Annotated in this window: 17 protein-coding genes and 1 pseudogene; 5 read left to right on the top strand and 13 right to left on the bottom strand. The window is 63.4% G+C overall.

The window, feature by feature from the left end:
- Positions 1-3: 3 nt before the first annotated feature.
- A complete protein-coding gene (locus K408_RS0131340) occupies positions 4-996 on the top strand; it encodes a 3-hydroxybutyryl-CoA dehydrogenase (RefSeq protein WP_024342380.1) in 993 nt (330 codons plus the stop codon).
- Here K408_RS0131340 and K408_RS0131335 read toward each other — a convergent pair.
- The 6 genes from K408_RS0131335 to K408_RS0131310 form a co-directional block, all read right to left on the bottom strand.
- On the bottom strand, positions 993-2,039 hold the full coding sequence (locus K408_RS0131335) for a 2,5-dihydroxypyridine 5,6-dioxygenase NicX family protein (RefSeq protein WP_024342381.1): 1,047 nt from the start codon (positions 2,037-2,039) through the stop codon (positions 993-995). The genes K408_RS0131340 and K408_RS0131335 overlap by 4 nt on opposite strands.
- A 32-nt stretch (positions 2,040-2,071) precedes the next feature.
- Positions 2,072-2,839 carry an ABC transporter permease gene (locus K408_RS0131330; RefSeq protein ID WP_024342382.1) on the bottom strand — a complete coding sequence of 256 codons (768 nt, stop codon included), beginning with the start codon at positions 2,837-2,839 and terminating at the stop codon, positions 2,072-2,074.
- Complete coding sequence (locus tag K408_RS0131325; protein WP_024342383.1) at positions 2,836-3,621, bottom strand: ABC transporter permease; 786 nt, start codon at positions 3,619-3,621, stop codon at positions 2,836-2,838. Before K408_RS0131325 ends, K408_RS0131330 begins: the two co-directional genes overlap by 4 nt.
- Positions 3,618-4,463 carry an ABC transporter ATP-binding protein gene (locus tag K408_RS0131320; RefSeq protein WP_024342384.1) on the bottom strand — a complete coding sequence of 282 codons (846 nt, stop codon included), beginning with the start codon at positions 4,461-4,463 and terminating at the stop codon, positions 3,618-3,620. The genes K408_RS0131325 and K408_RS0131320 overlap by 4 nt, the downstream gene beginning before the upstream one ends.
- Positions 4,464-4,556: 93 nt before the next feature.
- A complete protein-coding gene (gene ilvD / locus K408_RS0131315; RefSeq protein ID WP_024342385.1) occupies positions 4,557-6,251 on the bottom strand; it encodes a dihydroxy-acid dehydratase in 1,695 nt (564 codons plus the stop codon).
- Positions 6,252-6,326: 75 nt separating this feature from the next.
- Entirely contained in the window at positions 6,327-7,310 is a 984-nt protein-coding gene (locus tag K408_RS0131310) for an ABC transporter substrate-binding protein (RefSeq protein WP_024342386.1), read from the bottom strand.
- A 165-nt stretch (positions 7,311-7,475) separates the two neighbouring features.
- Here K408_RS0131310 and K408_RS0131305 point away from each other — a divergent pair, with 165 nt between their 5' ends.
- Positions 7,476-8,399, top strand: a complete 924-nt coding sequence (locus K408_RS0131305) for an NAD(P)-dependent oxidoreductase (protein WP_024342387.1) — start codon at positions 7,476-7,478, stop codon at positions 8,397-8,399.
- A 6-nt stretch (positions 8,400-8,405) separates the two neighbouring features.
- Here the strand turns inward: K408_RS0131305 and K408_RS0131300 are convergent, their stop codons facing one another.
- From K408_RS0131300 to K408_RS43700, 6 genes and pseudogenes are all read right to left on the bottom strand, one after another.
- Positions 8,406-8,969 (bottom strand): flavin reductase family protein, encoded by a 564-nt coding sequence (locus K408_RS0131300; protein ID WP_024342388.1) that lies wholly within the window; start codon positions 8,967-8,969, stop codon positions 8,406-8,408.
- Between the two features lie 9 nt (positions 8,970-8,978).
- The gene (locus K408_RS0131295; RefSeq protein ID WP_245265941.1) at positions 8,979-10,184 is read right to left on the bottom strand and encodes an acyl-CoA dehydrogenase family protein; all 1,206 of its coding nucleotides are present in this window, start codon (positions 10,182-10,184) and stop codon (positions 8,979-8,981) included.
- Between the two features lie 89 nt (positions 10,185-10,273).
- Positions 10,274-11,542, bottom strand: a complete 1,269-nt coding sequence (locus K408_RS0131290) for a CaiB/BaiF CoA transferase family protein (RefSeq protein ID WP_024342390.1) — start codon at positions 11,540-11,542, stop codon at positions 10,274-10,276.
- A gap of 272 nt (positions 11,543-11,814) precedes the next feature.
- A complete protein-coding gene (locus K408_RS39340; RefSeq protein WP_433994157.1) occupies positions 11,815-12,138 on the bottom strand; it encodes a GNAT family N-acetyltransferase in 324 nt (107 codons plus the stop codon).
- 133 nt (positions 12,139-12,271) lie between these two features.
- Positions 12,272-12,571 (bottom strand): hypothetical protein, encoded by a 300-nt coding sequence (locus K408_RS0131280; protein ID WP_024342392.1) that lies wholly within the window; start codon positions 12,569-12,571, stop codon positions 12,272-12,274.
- A pseudogene (locus K408_RS43700) lies at positions 12,568-12,759 on the bottom strand (hypothetical protein); the annotation flags it as partial. The gene K408_RS0131280 and the pseudogene K408_RS43700, both read right to left, overlap by 4 nt.
- A gap of 39 nt (positions 12,760-12,798) precedes the next feature.
- On the opposite strand from K408_RS43700, the gene K408_RS43695 reads away from it, so the two are divergent.
- From K408_RS43695 to K408_RS0131260, 3 genes are all read left to right on the top strand, one after another.
- Positions 12,799-13,383, top strand: a complete 585-nt coding sequence (locus tag K408_RS43695) for a hypothetical protein (protein WP_245265942.1) — start codon at positions 12,799-12,801, stop codon at positions 13,381-13,383.
- A gap of 63 nt (positions 13,384-13,446) precedes the next feature.
- Entirely contained in the window at positions 13,447-13,791 is a 345-nt protein-coding gene (locus K408_RS0131265) for a response regulator (protein ID WP_024342394.1), read from the top strand.
- A gap of 230 nt (positions 13,792-14,021) precedes the next feature.
- On the top strand, positions 14,022-15,542 hold the full coding sequence (locus K408_RS0131260) for an FAD-dependent monooxygenase (RefSeq protein ID WP_024342395.1): 1,521 nt from the start codon (positions 14,022-14,024) through the stop codon (positions 15,540-15,542).
- On the opposite strand, the gene K408_RS0131255 is transcribed toward K408_RS0131260, so the two are convergent.
- On the bottom strand, positions 15,499-15,852 hold the full coding sequence (locus K408_RS0131255; RefSeq protein ID WP_024342396.1) for a hypothetical protein: 354 nt from the start codon (positions 15,850-15,852) through the stop codon (positions 15,499-15,501). The genes K408_RS0131260 and K408_RS0131255 overlap by 44 nt on opposite strands.
- Between the last annotated feature and the right edge of the window lie 490 nt (positions 15,853-16,342).

Genomic DNA, 16,342 nt, shown 5'->3' with positions numbered 1-16,342 from the left:
TCGATGACCAATCGCATCAATATCGCCTGTCTCGGCGCTGGCCGCATGGGCCGGGGCATCGCCGTCGCCTTCGCTTATGCGGGGCACAGGGTCACGATGATCGATATCAAGGCGCGCTCGGCCGAGGAGTTCGCCAAGCTCGAAGCGGACGCGCTTGGTGAAGTCAGGAAGACCTTCGCCAGTCTGTCGAAGCTGGGGCTCTTGGCCGAGGCGGATGTCGATCTGCTGATCGCGCGCGTCTCGGTTGTCGCGGCCGGCGGAAGCGCTGCAGCTCTGTCCGAGGCCGGCATGGTCTTCGAGGGCGTTCCCGAGGTGGTCGAGCTCAAGCGCGAGGTGCTGGCGGCAGCGTCGCGACAAGTCGGCCCGGACACCATCATTGCATCGACGACATCGACGATCCTCGTCGATGATCTCTCCGGCGCGATCGTGAATCCCCGCCGCTTCCTCAATGTGCATTGGCTCAACCCGGCCTATCTGATCCCGCTCGTCGAGATTTCGCCAGGCAAGGCCACCGACCCGGCTGTCATCGACGAGGTCAAGGCATTGCTCGAAGGCATCGGCAAGGTACCGGTGGTCTGCGCCGCCACACCCGGCTTCATCGTCCCGCGCATCCAGGCGCTGGCGATGAACGAAGCCGCGCGCATGGTCGAAGAGGGCGTGGCCAGCGCGGAGGAGATCGACAAGGCGATCCGCTACGGCTTCGGCTTCCGCTATGCCGTGCTCGGCCTGCTCGAATTCATCGACTGGGGCGGCGGCGACATCCTCTACTACGCGAGCAGGTATCTGGAAGGCGCGCTCGGCAGCGACCGGTACCGGGCGCCGGACGTCATATCACGCAACATGCATGAAGGCCGGATCGGCCTGCGCACAGGAGCAGGCTTTCTCGACTACTCAGGCCTCGACGTCGACGCGTACCGCGCGAAACGGCTCCAGGCCATGGTCGATCTGCTCCGCCACTTCGGGCTGGCGCGCCCCCCGGTGCTCGGCAACAATTAGCCGAAGACGTCCTGGAGCATCCCCTCCCGGACCACGGCAACGCCGTCGAGTTCGATCGTCGTTCCCATCATCGGCAGGTCGAAATGCCCTGCCGTATAGCGCGCTGCGAACTCATTCGCGCCGGTCGAGAACAGGAAGTTGCCGGAGACGGCCCGAATTTCGGTGCCGTTGGTGTCGCGCTGGTCGTACATGGACAGCGCCTCGTAGCGAGCGCCGGGGTTCATGCCGAAGCCGACATGCGAAACCGCATAGGCCTCACGATCGCCCCAGGCGGCGAGATAGGCGCGCATCATCGCCGCGTCCGTGCCGTCGCCTTCCAGTTCGACGACATAATCGTCCTTCAGCGTCATCTTCACCGGCGAGGTCAGGTAACGCTTGAAGGTCAGATTGATGTCGCCGGGCGCCATCACCAGCGTGCCGTTGATGGTCCCGCTCTTCGGAAAGCTGACGACGATGCCGCCCGGCCAATGCGCCAGCGTGCCGGGCTTGTCGGTCCAGCCCCATACGCCCACCGTGGACGCCCCGACCATGTCGACATCGAGCGCCGTGCCTGCCTTCGAGGTGACCCGCATGCGCTTCGTTCCACGCAGCATCTTGGCCGCTGCACGAACGCGCTTCTCGAGCGCGGAATCCGGCACCATGCGCTCCAGGGCCTCGGGATGCTCGTTCGAGATCACCAGGATGCGCGCGCCGGCTTTGAGGATCTCCGGCGTCTCCACCGCGTGCATGAGGCCTTCGATGGTACAATCCACCACAAAACCCGCCTGCTGAAGCGCGGTGATGACCGGGCCGAGCCGCTGAATCGCCTCGCTCGCGCCGGTGGAGCGAACCGGAACGATATTCCGGTTGCGCGGTGTTGGCATCACCACGTGAAACGGCCGGGCCCCCATGCGCAGCAGGGCCAATTCCGCCAGATGCACGTTCAAGGCGCGCGACTGGGTTTCCGAGAGGATCGCAGCCGTATCGCCCGCCTTGACGGCGCAACGTTCGAAAATCTCGCAAAACGCGTCGATCCATTTTGCTTCGATGCGGTCAGCCAGCATGGTCCACTCCCGGTCTTCTGAATTCTTGTTTGTTACGCTTCGGGGAAGCCCCGGAGCAGGTAAGAGCGCAGGACTCCCAGCAGCCCGTTCAGGATCAATCCCAGCAGCGAGATCGTGATCAGCGGCACGAACATGTCCACCGCCTGGAAGGTTCGGGCCGCCGTCACGAGGGCGTGTCCCAATCCGTCCGTCGACGTGATCATTTCGGCCAGAAACACCACGATGCAGGAAATGACAAGGCCAATCCGGCACCCGGTCAGGATCGACGGCATCGCCGCCGGCAGCACCACTTTGAAGAGGATTTCGCGGCGCGGCGTTCCCGCCGCCATGGCCGACCAGATCAGCTTCTGCTCGACCGTCGATGCACCGTAATAGGTGGACAGCAGGATCGGGAAAAGAGCATCGGCAGCCACCAAAGTAATCTTCGATCCGTGGCCAAATCCGAGCAGCAGCAGCAACGCCGGATAGAGCGCGACCTTGGGCAGAGGAGCCAAGACACGCACGATCGGCCGGACCACGGCGTTGATCGCCGGACTTGCTGCAGCGGCGATGCCGACGCTGACACCGACCACGACAGCAATCGCGAAACCGGCAAACAGCCTGATCAGCGTCGCCGCGATCTCCTGCTGGAATGTTGAAGTCACAAGCTGCTGCAATAACCGGCCAAAGACGAAGCCTGGCGGCGGCAGCAGAACTGCTGGCGCGAAGCCGAAAGACACCAGGCCCTGCCACAGCGCGATCACCATGACGATCGGGGCGATCCCAAGAGCGACATTTGGTGAGAGAAACCGCGACATCATGAGAAACTCAGCGGCATGTCGAACTGAGGTTCGGACCAGCGCACCAATCTTGCGCGGACTCGTTCGAAGATTGCATCGAGGCAGATTCCCATCGCTCCCACGATGATAATCATCGCAAATACGGTGTCGTATTGGCCCATATCGAGCGCATTGAACAGGATGTTTCCAGCGCCCGACTGACGGGCGATCATCTCGCTGGTGATCATCGTGATCAGCGCCAGCACCAATCCCGTACGACACCCCGTCAGAATTTCCGGGAGCGCCGCCGGCAGCACGATGCGCACCAGGCGTTGCAGCGGTGAGAGCCCCATCGCGGCGCCTGACCAGAGCATCTTCTCCTCTATCGCTTTGGCGCCTTCGAAGCTGTGATAGATCACGGGCAGACTGACCCCGAGGAAGATCACGAGCGTCTTCGTGATGTCGCCGACACCCAGCCACAGCATGATGATCGGCATCAAGGCAGCCTTCGGCACCGGATAGATCACCATCAGGAGCGGATTGAAAAAGGCCGCGATCGCAGCACTACGTCCCATCAAAAGACCAAGCGGAATCGACACGAGCACGGCCGCGCCAAATCCCATCGCCATGCGCCGGAGCGAGGCCAGGATGTTGATCAAGGATTCCTTGTCGCCAAGGATGCTGGGAATCGCACTGATCGCTTCGATCGCCGTCGGAAAGCTGTCGTTCTTCAGCGCCAGTGACGCGACTTGCCACACCGCCAGCAGTCCAATGCAGGCGAGCACCGGGGCAGCGTATTTGGTCACGGCAGCCGGCGACATCATGCGGACACGCCGCCTTCGTCGCTCTCATCGAACATCCGCTCGATATCGACGACGTACTTCTGGTAACGCGGGTCGAGCAACAGCTCATTGCGGCGCCGCGGCCGCGGCAGGTCGATGTCGATGACTTGCCGGATCCGTCCGGGCGATTTCGACATCATGACGACCTTGTCGGAGAGGAAGACCGCTTCGTCGACGGAATGCGTGACGAACAGCACCGTCTTGCGGTCACGCTCCCAGATGTTCAGAAGATCGTTCTGCAGGCGTGTCCTCGTGTGCGCGTCGAGGGCGCCGAACGGCTCGTCCATCAGCAGCACTTCGGGATGATAAGCAAGCGTCCGCGCCAATGCCACGCGTTGCTTCATGCCGCCGGACAATTCCTTGGGGTAGAAGTTCTCGTAGCCCTTGAGGCCGACCATCTCGATCAAGGCCCGGCTCTGCGCTTCGGCCTCGGTGGCGCGAACGCCTTGCTGACGTGGCCCGTACATCACGTTGCCGAGCACGGTCTTCCAGGGAAACAGCGCAAATTCCTGGAACACCGGTCCGCGATCCGGACCGGGCGCCGTGATCGCCTGCCCCTTCATCTTCGCCGCACCGCTGGTCGGACTGACGAATCCGCCGACAATGTAGAGCAGTGTCGACTTGCCGCAGCCGGACGGGCCAAGGATGGAGACGAAGGCTCCCTCCTCGATCGTGAGCGAGATGTCTGAAAGCGCCACATGATCTTTGCGCGCCGAGGTCTGGAAGACCTGCGAGACGCGATCGATCTCGATGATTGCAGAAGCCGGCTCCTGTTGCGCCACCGGTCTCACCCATTCGCTCGATCTCGCAGGCACTATCGTCATCCCGTCTTCCGCCTCACTCGCACGACCCTTCACGGGACGAGCTTAGCAAGAAGCCTGCCAGACAGGTCGTCATTTTCGCACAAGCGCGGCGCGTCATTCGAACCACGGCCATTCCGCCGGGCCTTCATGCGTAACGGCTCCGCCCGGCGCCTGCCCGACCAGGCGCGCGTATTTGGCAAGCGCACCTGCGCGGTGACGGGGCGGTCGTTGCTTCCATTCGCGTCGCCGCGCGGCGAGTTCCTGCTCCTCGAGCAGGACATCCATCCGTCGGTTCGCCGCATCGATCCTGATGCTGTCGCCGTCGCGAACAAGCGCCAGCGGACCGCCGACAAAAGCCTCGGGCGATACGTAGCCGATGCACATGCCACGGGTCGCGCCAGAGAACCGGCCATCGGTGATCAGCGCCACTTTTTCGCCCATGCCCTGCCCGTAGATCAGCGCCGTGACGCCGAGCATCTCGCGCATGCCGGGTCCGCCGACCGGCCCCTCATTGCGGATCACGAGAACCTCGCCCGCCTTGTAGCTGCGGTCGCGAACGGCGGCGACGCAGGCTTCTTCATCCTCAAAAACCCGCGCCACGCCTTCGAAGAACAGGCTCTTCAAACCTGCAACCTTGATCACCGCGCCGTCGGGACAGAGGTTGCCTTTCAGCACCGCGACGCCGCCGTCAGCCATGATCGGCGCGCCAGCCGCGTGCACGACCTCTCCGTCGGGCGCATTCGCCGCACCATACTCTTCGGCAAGTGTGCGGCCAGTAATGGACAAGCAGTTGCCGTCGATATGCCCGCTCTGGATCAGCTCACGGATTATGACCGCAGCGCCGCCGATATCGTAGACATCCTTCGCCGTATATTTGCCTCCGGGCCGAAAATTCCCGATCAAGGGCGTCCTGGCGAAGACCTCACCCACATCATCGATCGTGAACGCAATTCCGGCCTCGTTCGCGATCGCCGGCAGATGCAGGGCAGCATTGGTGGAGCCGCCCGTCGCGGCGACGATCGCCGCGCCGTTCTCCAGAGATTTCCGCGTCACCATGTCGCGTGGCAACGGCCCGCCGCGCTCCAGCATCTCCATGATCAGGCGCCCCGCACGTCGCGAGATCTGTGCACGCTCGGAATAGACGCCCGGCACCATCGAGACGTTGGGAATGGTCAGCCCCATCGCCTCCGACACCATGCCCATGGTATTCGCCGTGAACTGGCCGGCACACGCGCCGATCGTCGGCAGGCAGGCGCGCTCGATCCGCTCGAGCGTGGCGCCGTCGATCTCGCCCGTCATGAAGCTCCCGACAGCTTCATAAGAGTCGAGCACCGTCAACGTTCGTCCGTCAATGCGCCCCGGCAGCGAGCTGCCGCCGTAGATGAAAATGGACGGCACGTTGCAGCGAACCATGCCCATCATCACTCCGGGAAGCGTCTTGTCGCATCCGCCGTATCCGATCAACGCATCGTAGGCCAGGCCATGAACCACGGCCTCGATCGAGTCGGCAATCAGCTCCCGCGAGAACAGCGAGAACTTCATGCCCTCATGATTCATGCTGATGCCGTCGGAAACCGAGACTGTCGAAAATTCCCGTGGTGTGCCGCCGGCTTCCTCGATTCCGGTCTTGGCTGCAGCCACCTGGAAGTCGTGGGTCATGTTGCAGGGCGTCTGCTCGCCCTTCATGCTGACGATGCCCACCATCGGCCTGGCGATCGCAGCGTCGTCGAGCCCCATGGCACGCATGAATGCACGATGCGGGGCCCGGTCGAGCCCATCCGTGGTAACGCGTGATCGCAGTTTCTTCATATCAGCATCTTCTTCAGACAGCGTCCCGGATAATCCGGAACGCCGCGATCTTGTGGTCGGATATCGTCTGCCCCATTATTGCAACGGAGCGACGATCGACGGATGCTTGAACTGTGCGACATCCAGCTTCGGCAGCATTCCTGTCTCCGCATAGATGTCCAGCATCTTCTGGATCGCCGGAAAGTTCGGCGCCGCGCCCGGGTCGCGGCCGAAATCGTTGTCCTTGAGCAAATAGGTCTCGAGCACCGGAACGGGCGCCTTCAGCACTTCGGACACGACTTTCAAGGTTTCCTCGCGGTTCGCCAGCGCCTTCTTCATGCCGGACGTGATGTCGCGGACATAGGCTTTGACCAGTTCCGGGTTCTTGTCGACGAAATCGGCACGGCAAGCTTCCAGGATGTGCACGATGTTCGGCATGGCCTCGGACAGCGAGAACAGCTTCCTTGTCCCGCCCTTTGCCTCCGCGCGCGCGGCAAAGGGCTGGTTCATGTTCACTGCATCGACGCGCCCCTGGCGCAGCGCGTCCTCGGAGACGGCAAAGCCGACCTCGACCAGCTTGATGTCCTTGGCCGGATCGACGCCATTCTGCTTCAGCAGCAGGTTGAATGGACCTTGCGTACCTCCGCCGATCACGGAGATGCCGACCGTCTTACCCTTGAGGTCGGCAATTGTCTTGATGGGCGAGTCATCCTTGACGGCCCAGTACACCGAGAAGCCGCCGGGCTTCTCGAAAACATGCTGCGCGACGATGTAGGCCTTGAGATTGCCGCCAACGACACCGTTGGAGAGCGAGAGAGGCGCCTGCGTCGCGCAATCCAACGCACCGGCCGCCAAGGCCTGCGTCATCGGCGCCGTGCCCTGGAATTGGGTCCATTCGATGTTGTAGGTCTTGCCGATGCTGGGGAATTCGGTCGGCCTGCGCATCATCCAGTACTTGGATTCCTCGGCCGGGATGGTCCAGCCGACGCGGATCGTCTGCTGTCCCCATGACGGGCTTGCGCCCGCGCTCACGGCTGCTGCCGCTCCCAAAGCCAGGATCCATTTCGAAACGGTTCGCATCGTGCCACTCCGCTGCTACGGCGCCGACCGGCGCCCCCAACCCGACTGCATCAAATGTTTCATGGTTCAAACAATCAGGCAAGCCATGCGGACCGGGGCGGTTTCGCCTTCCCGTCCGCAATGTATGGTAAGGCGGCGCCACATTGCGGCAGAAGGAGGCAACCTATGGCTGAAGAGAGCAACGCAAGCCCGCGGGGTACCGACAGGCTCGGCTATCTCGGCCTCGGACTGATGGGCGCGCCGATGACCCGACGCCTCCTCAACGCCGGCTATCAGGTCGCTGTCTGGAACCGATCGGAGGGCAAAGTCGCTCCGCTCGCCGCGGCGGGGGCCAAGCGCGCGGGCACGCCGCGTGATCTCCTGGTGAACTCGGACATCGTCTTCATGTGCGTGACGGATGCGAGAGCGGTCGAGGAGGTGATTTTCGGACCCGAGGGTCTGGCGGAAGGGCCCGGCGCAGGCAAGCTTGTGGTCGACTTCTCGTCCATCCATCCTGACGCGGCGCGCGATCTCGCAGCGCGACTGAAAGACGCGAATGGTACGAGTTGGATCGATGCGCCGGTATCCGGGGGCACGAAGGGCGCGGAAGACGGCACGCTGGCGATCATGGCCGGCGGGGAAGCTGGTGATATCGAGAGGGTGCGACCCTATGTGCTGGCCATGGCGCGCAGGTTCACTCATATGGGTCCGATTGGCGCCGGACAGACCACCAAACTCTGCAACCAGGTAATCGTGGGATGCGCGATGGCCGTCCTCGCGGAAGCAGCGCGATTGGCCGTGAACGCGGGTATCGACGCCAACCGATTGCCCGAAGCGCTCGCCGGCGGCTTTGCGGATTCCATTCCGCTCCAGCTGTTCGTGCCGCGGATGGTGCAGGGCATTCACAGCCCTCCGCTCGGCCACATCGCCACGATGCTCAAGGACCTCGATACGGTCGCCGATGTCGCACAGGCGACCTCGACGCCGGTGCCGATGGCCTCGCTCGCGGGACAGCTTTTCAGGATGGCGAAGGCGGCGCGCGGCGCAGAGGCGGATGCGCTGGAGATCTACAAGCTTTCAGCGACAGAGCACCCGTCCAAGGCAAGCTGAAGCGCTTCATGACGACTTCTTCCGCTCATCGTCAGCCATGAAGCGACCGAACGCTCCCCGCGCGAAAAGCAGCGGCTCCTTCGCATTGTATGTGTAGGCCTCGACTGCACCGAGAAAGATCACGTGGTCGCCGCCATAGTAGCGGTTCACGGAGCGACATTGAAAATTGGCGACGCTCTCGGCAAGCACGGGTGCATTGCCGAGGCCAGGTGTCCAGGCGACGCCGGTGAACTTGTCGTCCGACGATTTCGCGAACTTGTTCGCAAGCGCTTGTTGCGAGGCGCCTAGAACGTTGACGGTAAAATGGCTGGCGTTCTGGAAAATGGTCAGGCTGGAGGAATAGACGACGAGGCTCCACAGCACCAGCGGCGGATTCAGCGAGACAGAGGCGAACGAATTGCAAGTCAGCCCGTAGGGCTTGCCGTCGGGCGCTGCCGCGGTGATGATCGTCACGCCGGTTGCATAGGTCCCGAGCGCGTTCCGAAAGTCGCGCGGATCGATCTGCGAGCTGTCGCTCGCGAACTCGTTGGCGGGATCGGGCGCGCGGGGCTGCTTCGGCAGATCATTCATCGACCGACCTCACAGCGTGAGATTTTCGGAGGGCAGGCCCAGCGCCACCCGTCCGTAGTTGGTTCCGGCCGCGTCGAAATTGAATGCCAGATGCGAATTGATCGCGTGCGCATCGCGGAACTGTCGCTGCAACACACCGCTCGTGAACAGACCGCGCGCACCACTGGCTGCGAACAGCATCGAGACCGCATCCGTGCACAAGTTCACTGAATACGATCCGTCGCGCCGATATCTGGTCTTGGTCGCCATGTCAGGGATATGGCCGCGCCGCGCGTCATCCATGGCATCCAGGCAGGCCGAACGCATGATCAGGCGTGCGGCATCGATTTTGGCGGAAGCCTCCGCGATCTTGATCTGCGTGCTCTGAAAATCGCTAAGCTTGGCGTGGTTGTAAGTCGAAATGCGATGCCGCGCGACCTCAGTATAATCGTCGAGACACGCCTGTGCATTCCCCAGCGCCACGCCGGAGAGGACGTATGGGAAGAGCGAGAACACGGGCAGTGCGTAAAGCGGATTCGGATTGACGGAGCTTCCCGGCGTCGGGCCACCTGAGAGATCCCCGACCCCGACGGTCATGTGGTCGGCCACGAAGGCCTCCCTCACCTCCACGTCGCAAGACCCCGTCCCGCGCAGTCCGGCGACATTCCAGGTGTCCAGCACCTTGTAATCGCCCTTCGGCAGCAGGAAGATTCGATATTCGATACCATCCGCCTCGTCGTCGGAGTAGACCACGCTTGCCAGCATGTTCCATTCGCAAGAGGCAACGCCGGACGAGAACGGCCAGCTGCCGTGCAGCCGGTATCCGCCCTCGACCCGCGTGGCGCGTCCGGCCGGAAAAATGAAGGAGGATGCGATCAGCGTATCCGGATCACGGCCCCAAATGAGATCCTGTGCCTTCTGCTCGAACATGCCGAGCATCCAGTGATGGCTCGCCAGGTTGGCGAGATTCCAGGCAACCGACGCATCTGCCTTTCCGAGCAGCTCAGCGCAATCGACGAGGGCGACATAGTCAAGCTCGGCGCCGCCGACCCGTGATGGCTGGAGCATCCGGAACAAGCCGGAATCGTGGAGATCTCTTTCGGTTTCCGGCGGGAGACGCCGCAGTTCCTCCGTCTGCGCCGCTCGCTCGCGCAGCTGCGGCAGAAGCGCCCGGGCCTTCGCGATCAGTGATGCATAGGCCCCTCCACCGGCTTGCGAACCGGTGGGTTGGATCATGCTCGGCTCCTTGCCAGGCGCCATTGGTGTCCCTCGCTGTTACGCATTTATGCGGCGGGACCTTCGCCAAATCAAGCCGAGGAAGCGACTCACGCCGAGGTTGGAGGCTTGACCGCGCCAAACGCGCCCCTCTCGGCAAATTCCGCGATCCGGCTTTCGTCGTAGCCGAGCGTATCATGCAGGACTTGCCCGGTATGCTCGCCCAACAGAGGTGCCGCAACGGGATCGATCGCGCCGGTCAGGCTCATTGTGATTGGCGGCTCGATATTCGGCACCCATTCCGCCGTCGGGTGCGGAATCCGATTCAGGCGATGGCGCTCGCGAGCCTCGGGCGCATTGAACCCCTCCTCGACCGTCCGAAGATAACCGACCGGAATATTGGCCCGCTTCATCTTGGCCATCCAGTTCTCCAGAGTATCGCTTGCGAAGACCTCCGCGATGGCCGCGCGCAACAGCTCCTTGTTCTCCGAACGCGCTTTGCGCGTCGCAAATTGCGGGTCGGTGATGAGATCAGGCCGATTCAGCACGTCGACCACGAGCCGACGGTAGAGCCGGTCGTTGGCGCAGGCCATGTAGAGCGGCCCGTCGGAGGCTTCGTAGACGCCGACCGTGGGAGACCCACTGGGCGAATTGCCGAACCGGCCGGGGTTTTCGCCGTTGATGAGATAGGCCATGCCGTAGAAGCCTGTCATGCCCATCGCAACGTCGAACAGGGCGACTTCGACATGCTGGCCCCGCCCGAGCCGGTCGCGCGCCAGCAGCGCGAGCAGGATCGCATTGCAGGCAGACATGCCCGTCGCCATGTCAACGATGGGCGGACCGGTACGAACCGCAGGGCCGTCGGCAAATCCGTTGAGCGACATGAAGCCGCTTTCCGCCTGGGTGATGGGATCGAAGCCGGGCCGCGAGGCAAACGGTCCGGTGCGTCCGTAGGCGGAGATCGAGCAATAGACCAGCCGTGGGTTCAGCGGCGCGACCGACTGATAGTCGAGTCCGAACTTCTTCATGACCCCGCTCGAAAAGTTCTCCACGACCACATCTGCCTTGCGGATCAAATCCAGCGCGATCTCTCGAGCCTCCGGAATGGCAAGGTCGAGCGCAATACCGCGCTTGTTGCGGTTCAGGCTGAGATAGGCGGCGCTTTCACCACCGATTTCGGCGTGCTCATAGGCACGCGTGTCGTCGCCTCCATCGGGATTCTCGATCTTGATGACGTGTGCACCGAAATCGGCGAGCGTCTGTGTGCAGGCCGGTCCGGCGACCACCCGCGTAAAATCGACGACCAACAGACCATCGAGCGCAGCCGGACCTGCCGTCCCTCGCGGTGAACGTTCCGGCAATTGGGGCTTGGTGGGCATCGATAGAGCGCTCCCTTACATCGGCTTATGGCCGCCGATTTGCAGCAAGAGCAAAGCTTAAAGCCCGGCGCCGCCGACTTCGCAAGTGCCTCGCCTGCATCGCTTCAATACGCAAAAGGGGCCCGGCAGCGCTCGAGCTGCCAGGCCCTGGACATGCCCATGCGCATGAAGCCGGCGCGGCATCTCGCCCGCATCCCGGGGCTGTTGCAGGCACGCTCCCTGCGATGTAAACCTGCTCAGCGGATGCGCTTTCTCCAGTAGAGGGTGTGCGCTCAGGCCCATGGCGTCTTCGGCGCGAAGAGCCGATAACCAGCCTGGATGAAGTTGTTGGCAGATACCGGTTTGTCCGTTGTGTCGGAGACGATGCTGTCCCAACCCATGCGGCTTCCCCTTGCCTCGACCGCACGCATCATCTGCGCTGAAGGCCGCGTCCCCCAATGCCGTTGCAGCACGCCGACCCTGGAGAAATAACCACCATTGCTCACGTGCGTCGATGGAACGATGCCGGCGAAAGCGACTGCAACATCCCCATGATAGGCCAGCCACCACGCTCCAATCTCGAATTGAGGCATGGTGGCTGAATTGAGGAACGTCAACCGATGCAGTTCACACAACGAATCGACGATGTCGTCATCGGACGCATCGACAATACGAATCCTGTAGATGGATCGAAACCGTCCGCTAGGATTGACGTAACCGCAAGTGCAGCATCGCCGTCGTCGTGAAGGCTCACTTGCCGAGCACGACCTTGACGCCAAGCCAGACGGCCCCCATCAGGCCGGTGGCGATCATCGTGATCACGGCCTTGAGAGTGTAGCTCTGGGCCTGCTCCACGCTCCTCCGCCACCTTCGCAAATGTTGGAGATCGGCCCTCAGCTCCCTTCGATCGTCATCTTCGATGCCGAATGAGGCCAGCACCGAAGCCACCGCCTTCAACACGATCGCGTTGATGTTTTCTTGCTGGAGCCTGTGATGTTCAGCCAGCGCTTCGGCCACAATGGCCTTGATCTCGTTTTCCGGCATCTTCATCGCTTGATTATCCTCGCGACGTTCTCGAAACCGCGCTTGGCGAAGTAGAACGAGACCACAAGATTGGCCGTGATCGCCGCAAATCCGGCCAGGGCATCGGTCGAGCCCAATCCGAGAACCTTGTCCCAGACCAGGAGCTTTGCGAAATAGAGCGCGACGCAATAACCCATCAGCTTGTCCGGCTCGTAACGGCGAGTGTTATCAGATAAGCGGTCATCATCTCTCCCGTGAAGAAAATGCGCGGCGGATCGCAGCATCGCGGCGCGATCGTTTCGGGCGCGAACCCTCTCTCCATCCCGGAGACCGCAGCGGCGCGGGCGAATGGCCCGGCGCCGCGGACCGGCACGTTAGCGCGTGCCGGCCAGCAATGGTTCGGACGACGGCGCGCCGATTGGCGCCCCAGGTCTGACGAGTGCGTGGCCGCAATGCGCCGCCGCCGTCCGATTCCGCAATCGAGAACGAAAAAACCCGCGGCGGATCTCTCCGCGCGGGTCAACCAAACTCGTCTCGATGATGTCATTCTGCCGGTGTTTTGCCCGACGTGTCAAACGAACTTGCAGGCTGCGCGAAAGTTAACCGATCAGGAGGATCGGCCCATGACATCCAACTCGATTCCACAAGAGACATCGCGCAACCTGGCCGGAGCCGGCCCGCGCAGCGAACAGAAGCCACGCGGCGAGGAGGCGCGCGACGAGCGAGGTATCGTCAAAGATAGCGGCGAGAACGAAGATACGGGCCGCGACCTCGCGCATGGCGAGGGCGGCGCCATGGACCTCCCCGCCAAGCCCGGCGATTTGTCGAAGGACGACTAGGCTTGCAGGAACTTCCCCGGCGAGCGGCGCGTTTATCTCTCTTGCGGAAGGAACATTCGTGACATGAGCCACACCGTCCTGGTTGTCGACGACGATCCCGCTGTCCTCGGCGTGATCGTGGACATGCTGGAGGATCTCGGCTGCGAGGTGATCAGCGCCCACGACGGCGCGCATGCGCTCGAGCGGCTCGAGCAGAATCCGGACATCTCCATCCTCATCACCGACATCAACATGCCAGGCATGGACGGCCACGAGCTCGCCGAGCTGGCGAGGCGGGCGCGTCCGGAGCTGAAGATGCTGCAATTGTCCGGGCGCGAGCCGCGGCGCGGCGGCCTGCCGATGATCCGCAAGCCCTTCTCCTTCGAGGAGCTCGCCGACGTGATGCAGCGAACCACCGGCATCTGCTGAGACATCGCGCCAAAAAGAAAACCCGCAGCGGATCACTTCCGCGCGGGCTCGGCCGAACTCTTTCGATGATGCCATTCTGCCGGTGTTTTGCCCGACGTGTCAACGCGGCCGGCACGGAAGCCGAAAGCCCCTCCTCCCAGCTCGATATGTGGTGCGCGAGGGACTTGCTTCAAGCCCCCGGCGATCGCGTAAGACCCCTCGACCCGAACAACCAGTCGAGGGGTCACGCCATGCCTGTCTTGCTTCCGACGTCCCAATCGCGCCGCCGACCGCGTGCAGAACGCGCGATCACCGGCCATGAGGTCGTCATCGCCGGCGGCGGCCCGGCCGGCCTGATGCTGGCGGCCGAGCTCGCCCTCGCGCATGTCGACGTCGCGATCGTCGAACGGCGCCCCGATCAGGCGATCGTCGAGACGCGCGCCGGCGGACTGCACGCCCGCACGATCGAGATCCTCGATCAGCGCGGCGTCGCCGAGCGTTTCCTGCGCGAAGGGAAGATCACCCAGCTCGCCGGCTTCGCCTGGACCAGGCTCGACATCGGCGACCTCCCCACCCGCCATCCTTACGGGCTTGCGCTGCGGCAGAGCCACATCGAGCGCATCCTCGCCGGCTGGGTCGCGGAGCTCGCGGTGCCGGTCTATCGGAGCCGAGAGGTGACGGGCTTCGCGCAGGACGAGACCGGCATCGACGTCGCCCTGTCCTGCGGCGAGCGCTTGCGCGCCGATTATCTCGTCGGCTGCGACGGCGGCCGCAGCGCGGTGCGCAAGGCGGCCGGCATCGACTTCGCAGGCTTCCCGCCGACGCTCAGCAATCTGATGGCCGAGGTCGAGATGCACGATGAGCCAGTCCTCGGCCTGCGCCACGACGCGCTCGGCTTCCACGGCCTCAGCAGGACGGAGCATGGACGCATTCTCGTCGTCGTCACGGAAGCGACGCTGGCGCGCGGGGGCGAGCCCACCTTGCGCGATCTCGGCGAGGCCCTCGCCGCCGTGTACGGCACGGACTTCGGCGTGCGAAATCCCGCCTGGATCTCCCGCTTCACCGATGCGGCGCGGCAGGCCGCGTCCTATCGCAAGGGCCGCGTGCTGCTCGCCGGCGATGCCGCGCACATCCATCATTCCGTCGGCGGCCAGGGCCTCAACCTCGGTGTGCAGGACGCGGTCAATCTCGGCTGGAAGCTGGCGCAGGTCGTCAGGGGCATCTCGCCGGACGGCCTGCTTGAGAGCTACCATGCCGAGCGCCAACCCGTCGCCGCGCGCGTCTTGAAGAACACCATGGCGCAGATCGCCCTGCTCCGCCGCGGCGACGACGGCCGCAAGGCCGCGCGCGAGATCGTGTCCGAGCTGCTCGCCATGGACGAGCCGCGACGACGGTTCGGCGCGATGATGAGCGGGCTCGACATCGCCTACGATCTCGGCGAAGGTCACGCTTTGCTCGGCCGCCGCATGCCCGATCTCGATCTCGTGGTGGATGGACGCAAGCAGCGGCTGTTCACGCTTCTGCACGGCGCGCGCGGCCTGCTGCTCGATTTCGGCAAGCCGGGCGGCATCGACATCACGCCCTGGGCGGATCGCATCGTGGCGGTCGATGCCGATCACGACGGCGCATGGCAACTTCCGGTCATCGGAGCGGTGCCCGCGCCGGGCGCCGTGCTGGTGCGGCCGGACGGGCATGTGGCCTGGGTGGGCGACGAGAATCAGAATGGCCTCAAGGACGTCTTGACGACGTGGTTCGGGCCGGGTGGTGCGTAGCGCGTCTAGCCGGGGACCCATTGCGGCTCAACCGGACAAACGTCGCGCTATTTGCCTGTTCGTCGCATTCCGGATCATCGTCCTTCGGCGTCGGCGAGACCTGCGGCATGCTTTCACCGATCTTGTCTAGGTCCGCCAGGATTTGCGCGATCGGCAGGTGTGCGATACCAAGCGCTTTCACCTTCTCGATCATCGCCTGAGTGACCTGTGCCTCCTGGGCCGCTTCCAAGCGGGATATTTCGGCGTCGATCTCTGCCCGCTGGCCGCGAAGGCGGGCGAGTGCTGCCTGGGTGTTTTGCAGTTCCTTCATGCGTATTGGACGTCTCACCCATCCAAAGCTGAGAGGGGACTACACAGACCTGCAAGACGGCAGATCTGGCGGCGAAAAAAAACTCGACGGCCGGAGCCGGTACACCGGACGCGCACAACTCCCCCTGAGCACTTTCGCCCCCATTTCTCAACCGCAGAGCGATCGCCGCTATCCTTTGCGAGGCCGAGCCGCGCGAGTTTCGTACCCTGCCGCCGATCGCGACCAACCACGCGGGCGGCCTGCACAGTCGCTCTTCCGGCTCCGCCAGAAGCCACCATCCGCAACCGCCGAGATCCTCGGGAGGATCGTTATCGCTGGTGGGGATCGTAGCGTTCCGATCGACCTGACGATCCATAATGCCGGGATCGTCGCTATGGAAACGCGCTTAGACTAAGCGGTGTTGAGAGCGCCCCCTGCTCGGAACGCGCGCACCCTAGCAAGGAAAGCGAGACGGCTCGCAGCAGCAGCGTCACGGGTCTCGTCGAGGGCT

This window comes from Bradyrhizobium sp. in8p8, assembly GCF_000426845.1.
GTDB classification, from domain to species: Bacteria; Pseudomonadota; Alphaproteobacteria; order Rhizobiales; family Xanthobacteraceae; genus Bradyrhizobium; species Bradyrhizobium japonicum_C.
This window is presented reverse-complemented; position numbering and strand designations above follow the sequence as displayed.

What these genes read in the sequence shown, in the direction of transcription:
- K408_RS0131255 (WP_024342396.1), bottom strand. Translation starts at nt 15,852, where the DNA reads ATGAAGGAACTGCAAAACACCCAGGCAGCACTCGCCCGCCTTCGCGGC.
- K408_RS0131280 (WP_024342392.1), bottom strand. Translation starts at nt 12,571, where the DNA reads ATGAAGATGCCGGAAAACGAGATCAAGGCCATTGTGGCCGAAGCGCTG.
- K408_RS0131295 (WP_245265941.1), bottom strand. Translation starts at nt 10,184, where the DNA reads ATGATCCAACCCACCGGTTCGCAAGCCGGTGGAGGGGCCTATGCATCA.
- K408_RS0131320 (WP_024342384.1), bottom strand. Translation starts at nt 4,463, where the DNA reads ATGACGATAGTGCCTGCGAGATCGAGCGAATGGGTGAGACCGGTGGCG.
- K408_RS0131290 (WP_024342390.1), bottom strand. Translation starts at nt 11,542, where the DNA reads ATGCCCACCAAGCCCCAATTGCCGGAACGTTCACCGCGAGGGACGGCA.
- K408_RS0131340 (WP_024342380.1), top strand. Translation starts at nt 4, where the DNA reads ATGACCAATCGCATCAATATCGCCTGTCTCGGCGCTGGCCGCATGGGC.
- K408_RS0131305 (WP_024342387.1), top strand. Translation starts at nt 7,476, where the DNA reads ATGGCTGAAGAGAGCAACGCAAGCCCGCGGGGTACCGACAGGCTCGGC.
- K408_RS0131265 (WP_024342394.1), top strand. Translation starts at nt 13,447, where the DNA reads ATGAGCCACACCGTCCTGGTTGTCGACGACGATCCCGCTGTCCTCGGC.
- K408_RS0131330 (WP_024342382.1), bottom strand. Translation starts at nt 2,839, where the DNA reads ATGATGTCGCGGTTTCTCTCACCAAATGTCGCTCTTGGGATCGCCCCG.
- K408_RS0131310 (WP_024342386.1), bottom strand. Translation starts at nt 7,310, where the DNA reads ATGCGAACCGTTTCGAAATGGATCCTGGCTTTGGGAGCGGCAGCAGCC.
- K408_RS0131325 (WP_024342383.1), bottom strand. Translation starts at nt 3,621, where the DNA reads ATGATGTCGCCGGCTGCCGTGACCAAATACGCTGCCCCGGTGCTCGCC.
- K408_RS0131300 (WP_024342388.1), bottom strand. Translation starts at nt 8,969, where the DNA reads ATGAATGATCTGCCGAAGCAGCCCCGCGCGCCCGATCCCGCCAACGAG.
- K408_RS0131335 (WP_024342381.1), bottom strand. Translation starts at nt 2,039, where the DNA reads ATGCTGGCTGACCGCATCGAAGCAAAATGGATCGACGCGTTTTGCGAG.
- K408_RS0131260 (WP_024342395.1), top strand. Translation starts at nt 14,022, where the DNA reads ATGCCTGTCTTGCTTCCGACGTCCCAATCGCGCCGCCGACCGCGTGCA.
- ilvD (WP_024342385.1), bottom strand. Translation starts at nt 6,251, where the DNA reads ATGAAGAAACTGCGATCACGCGTTACCACGGATGGGCTCGACCGGGCC.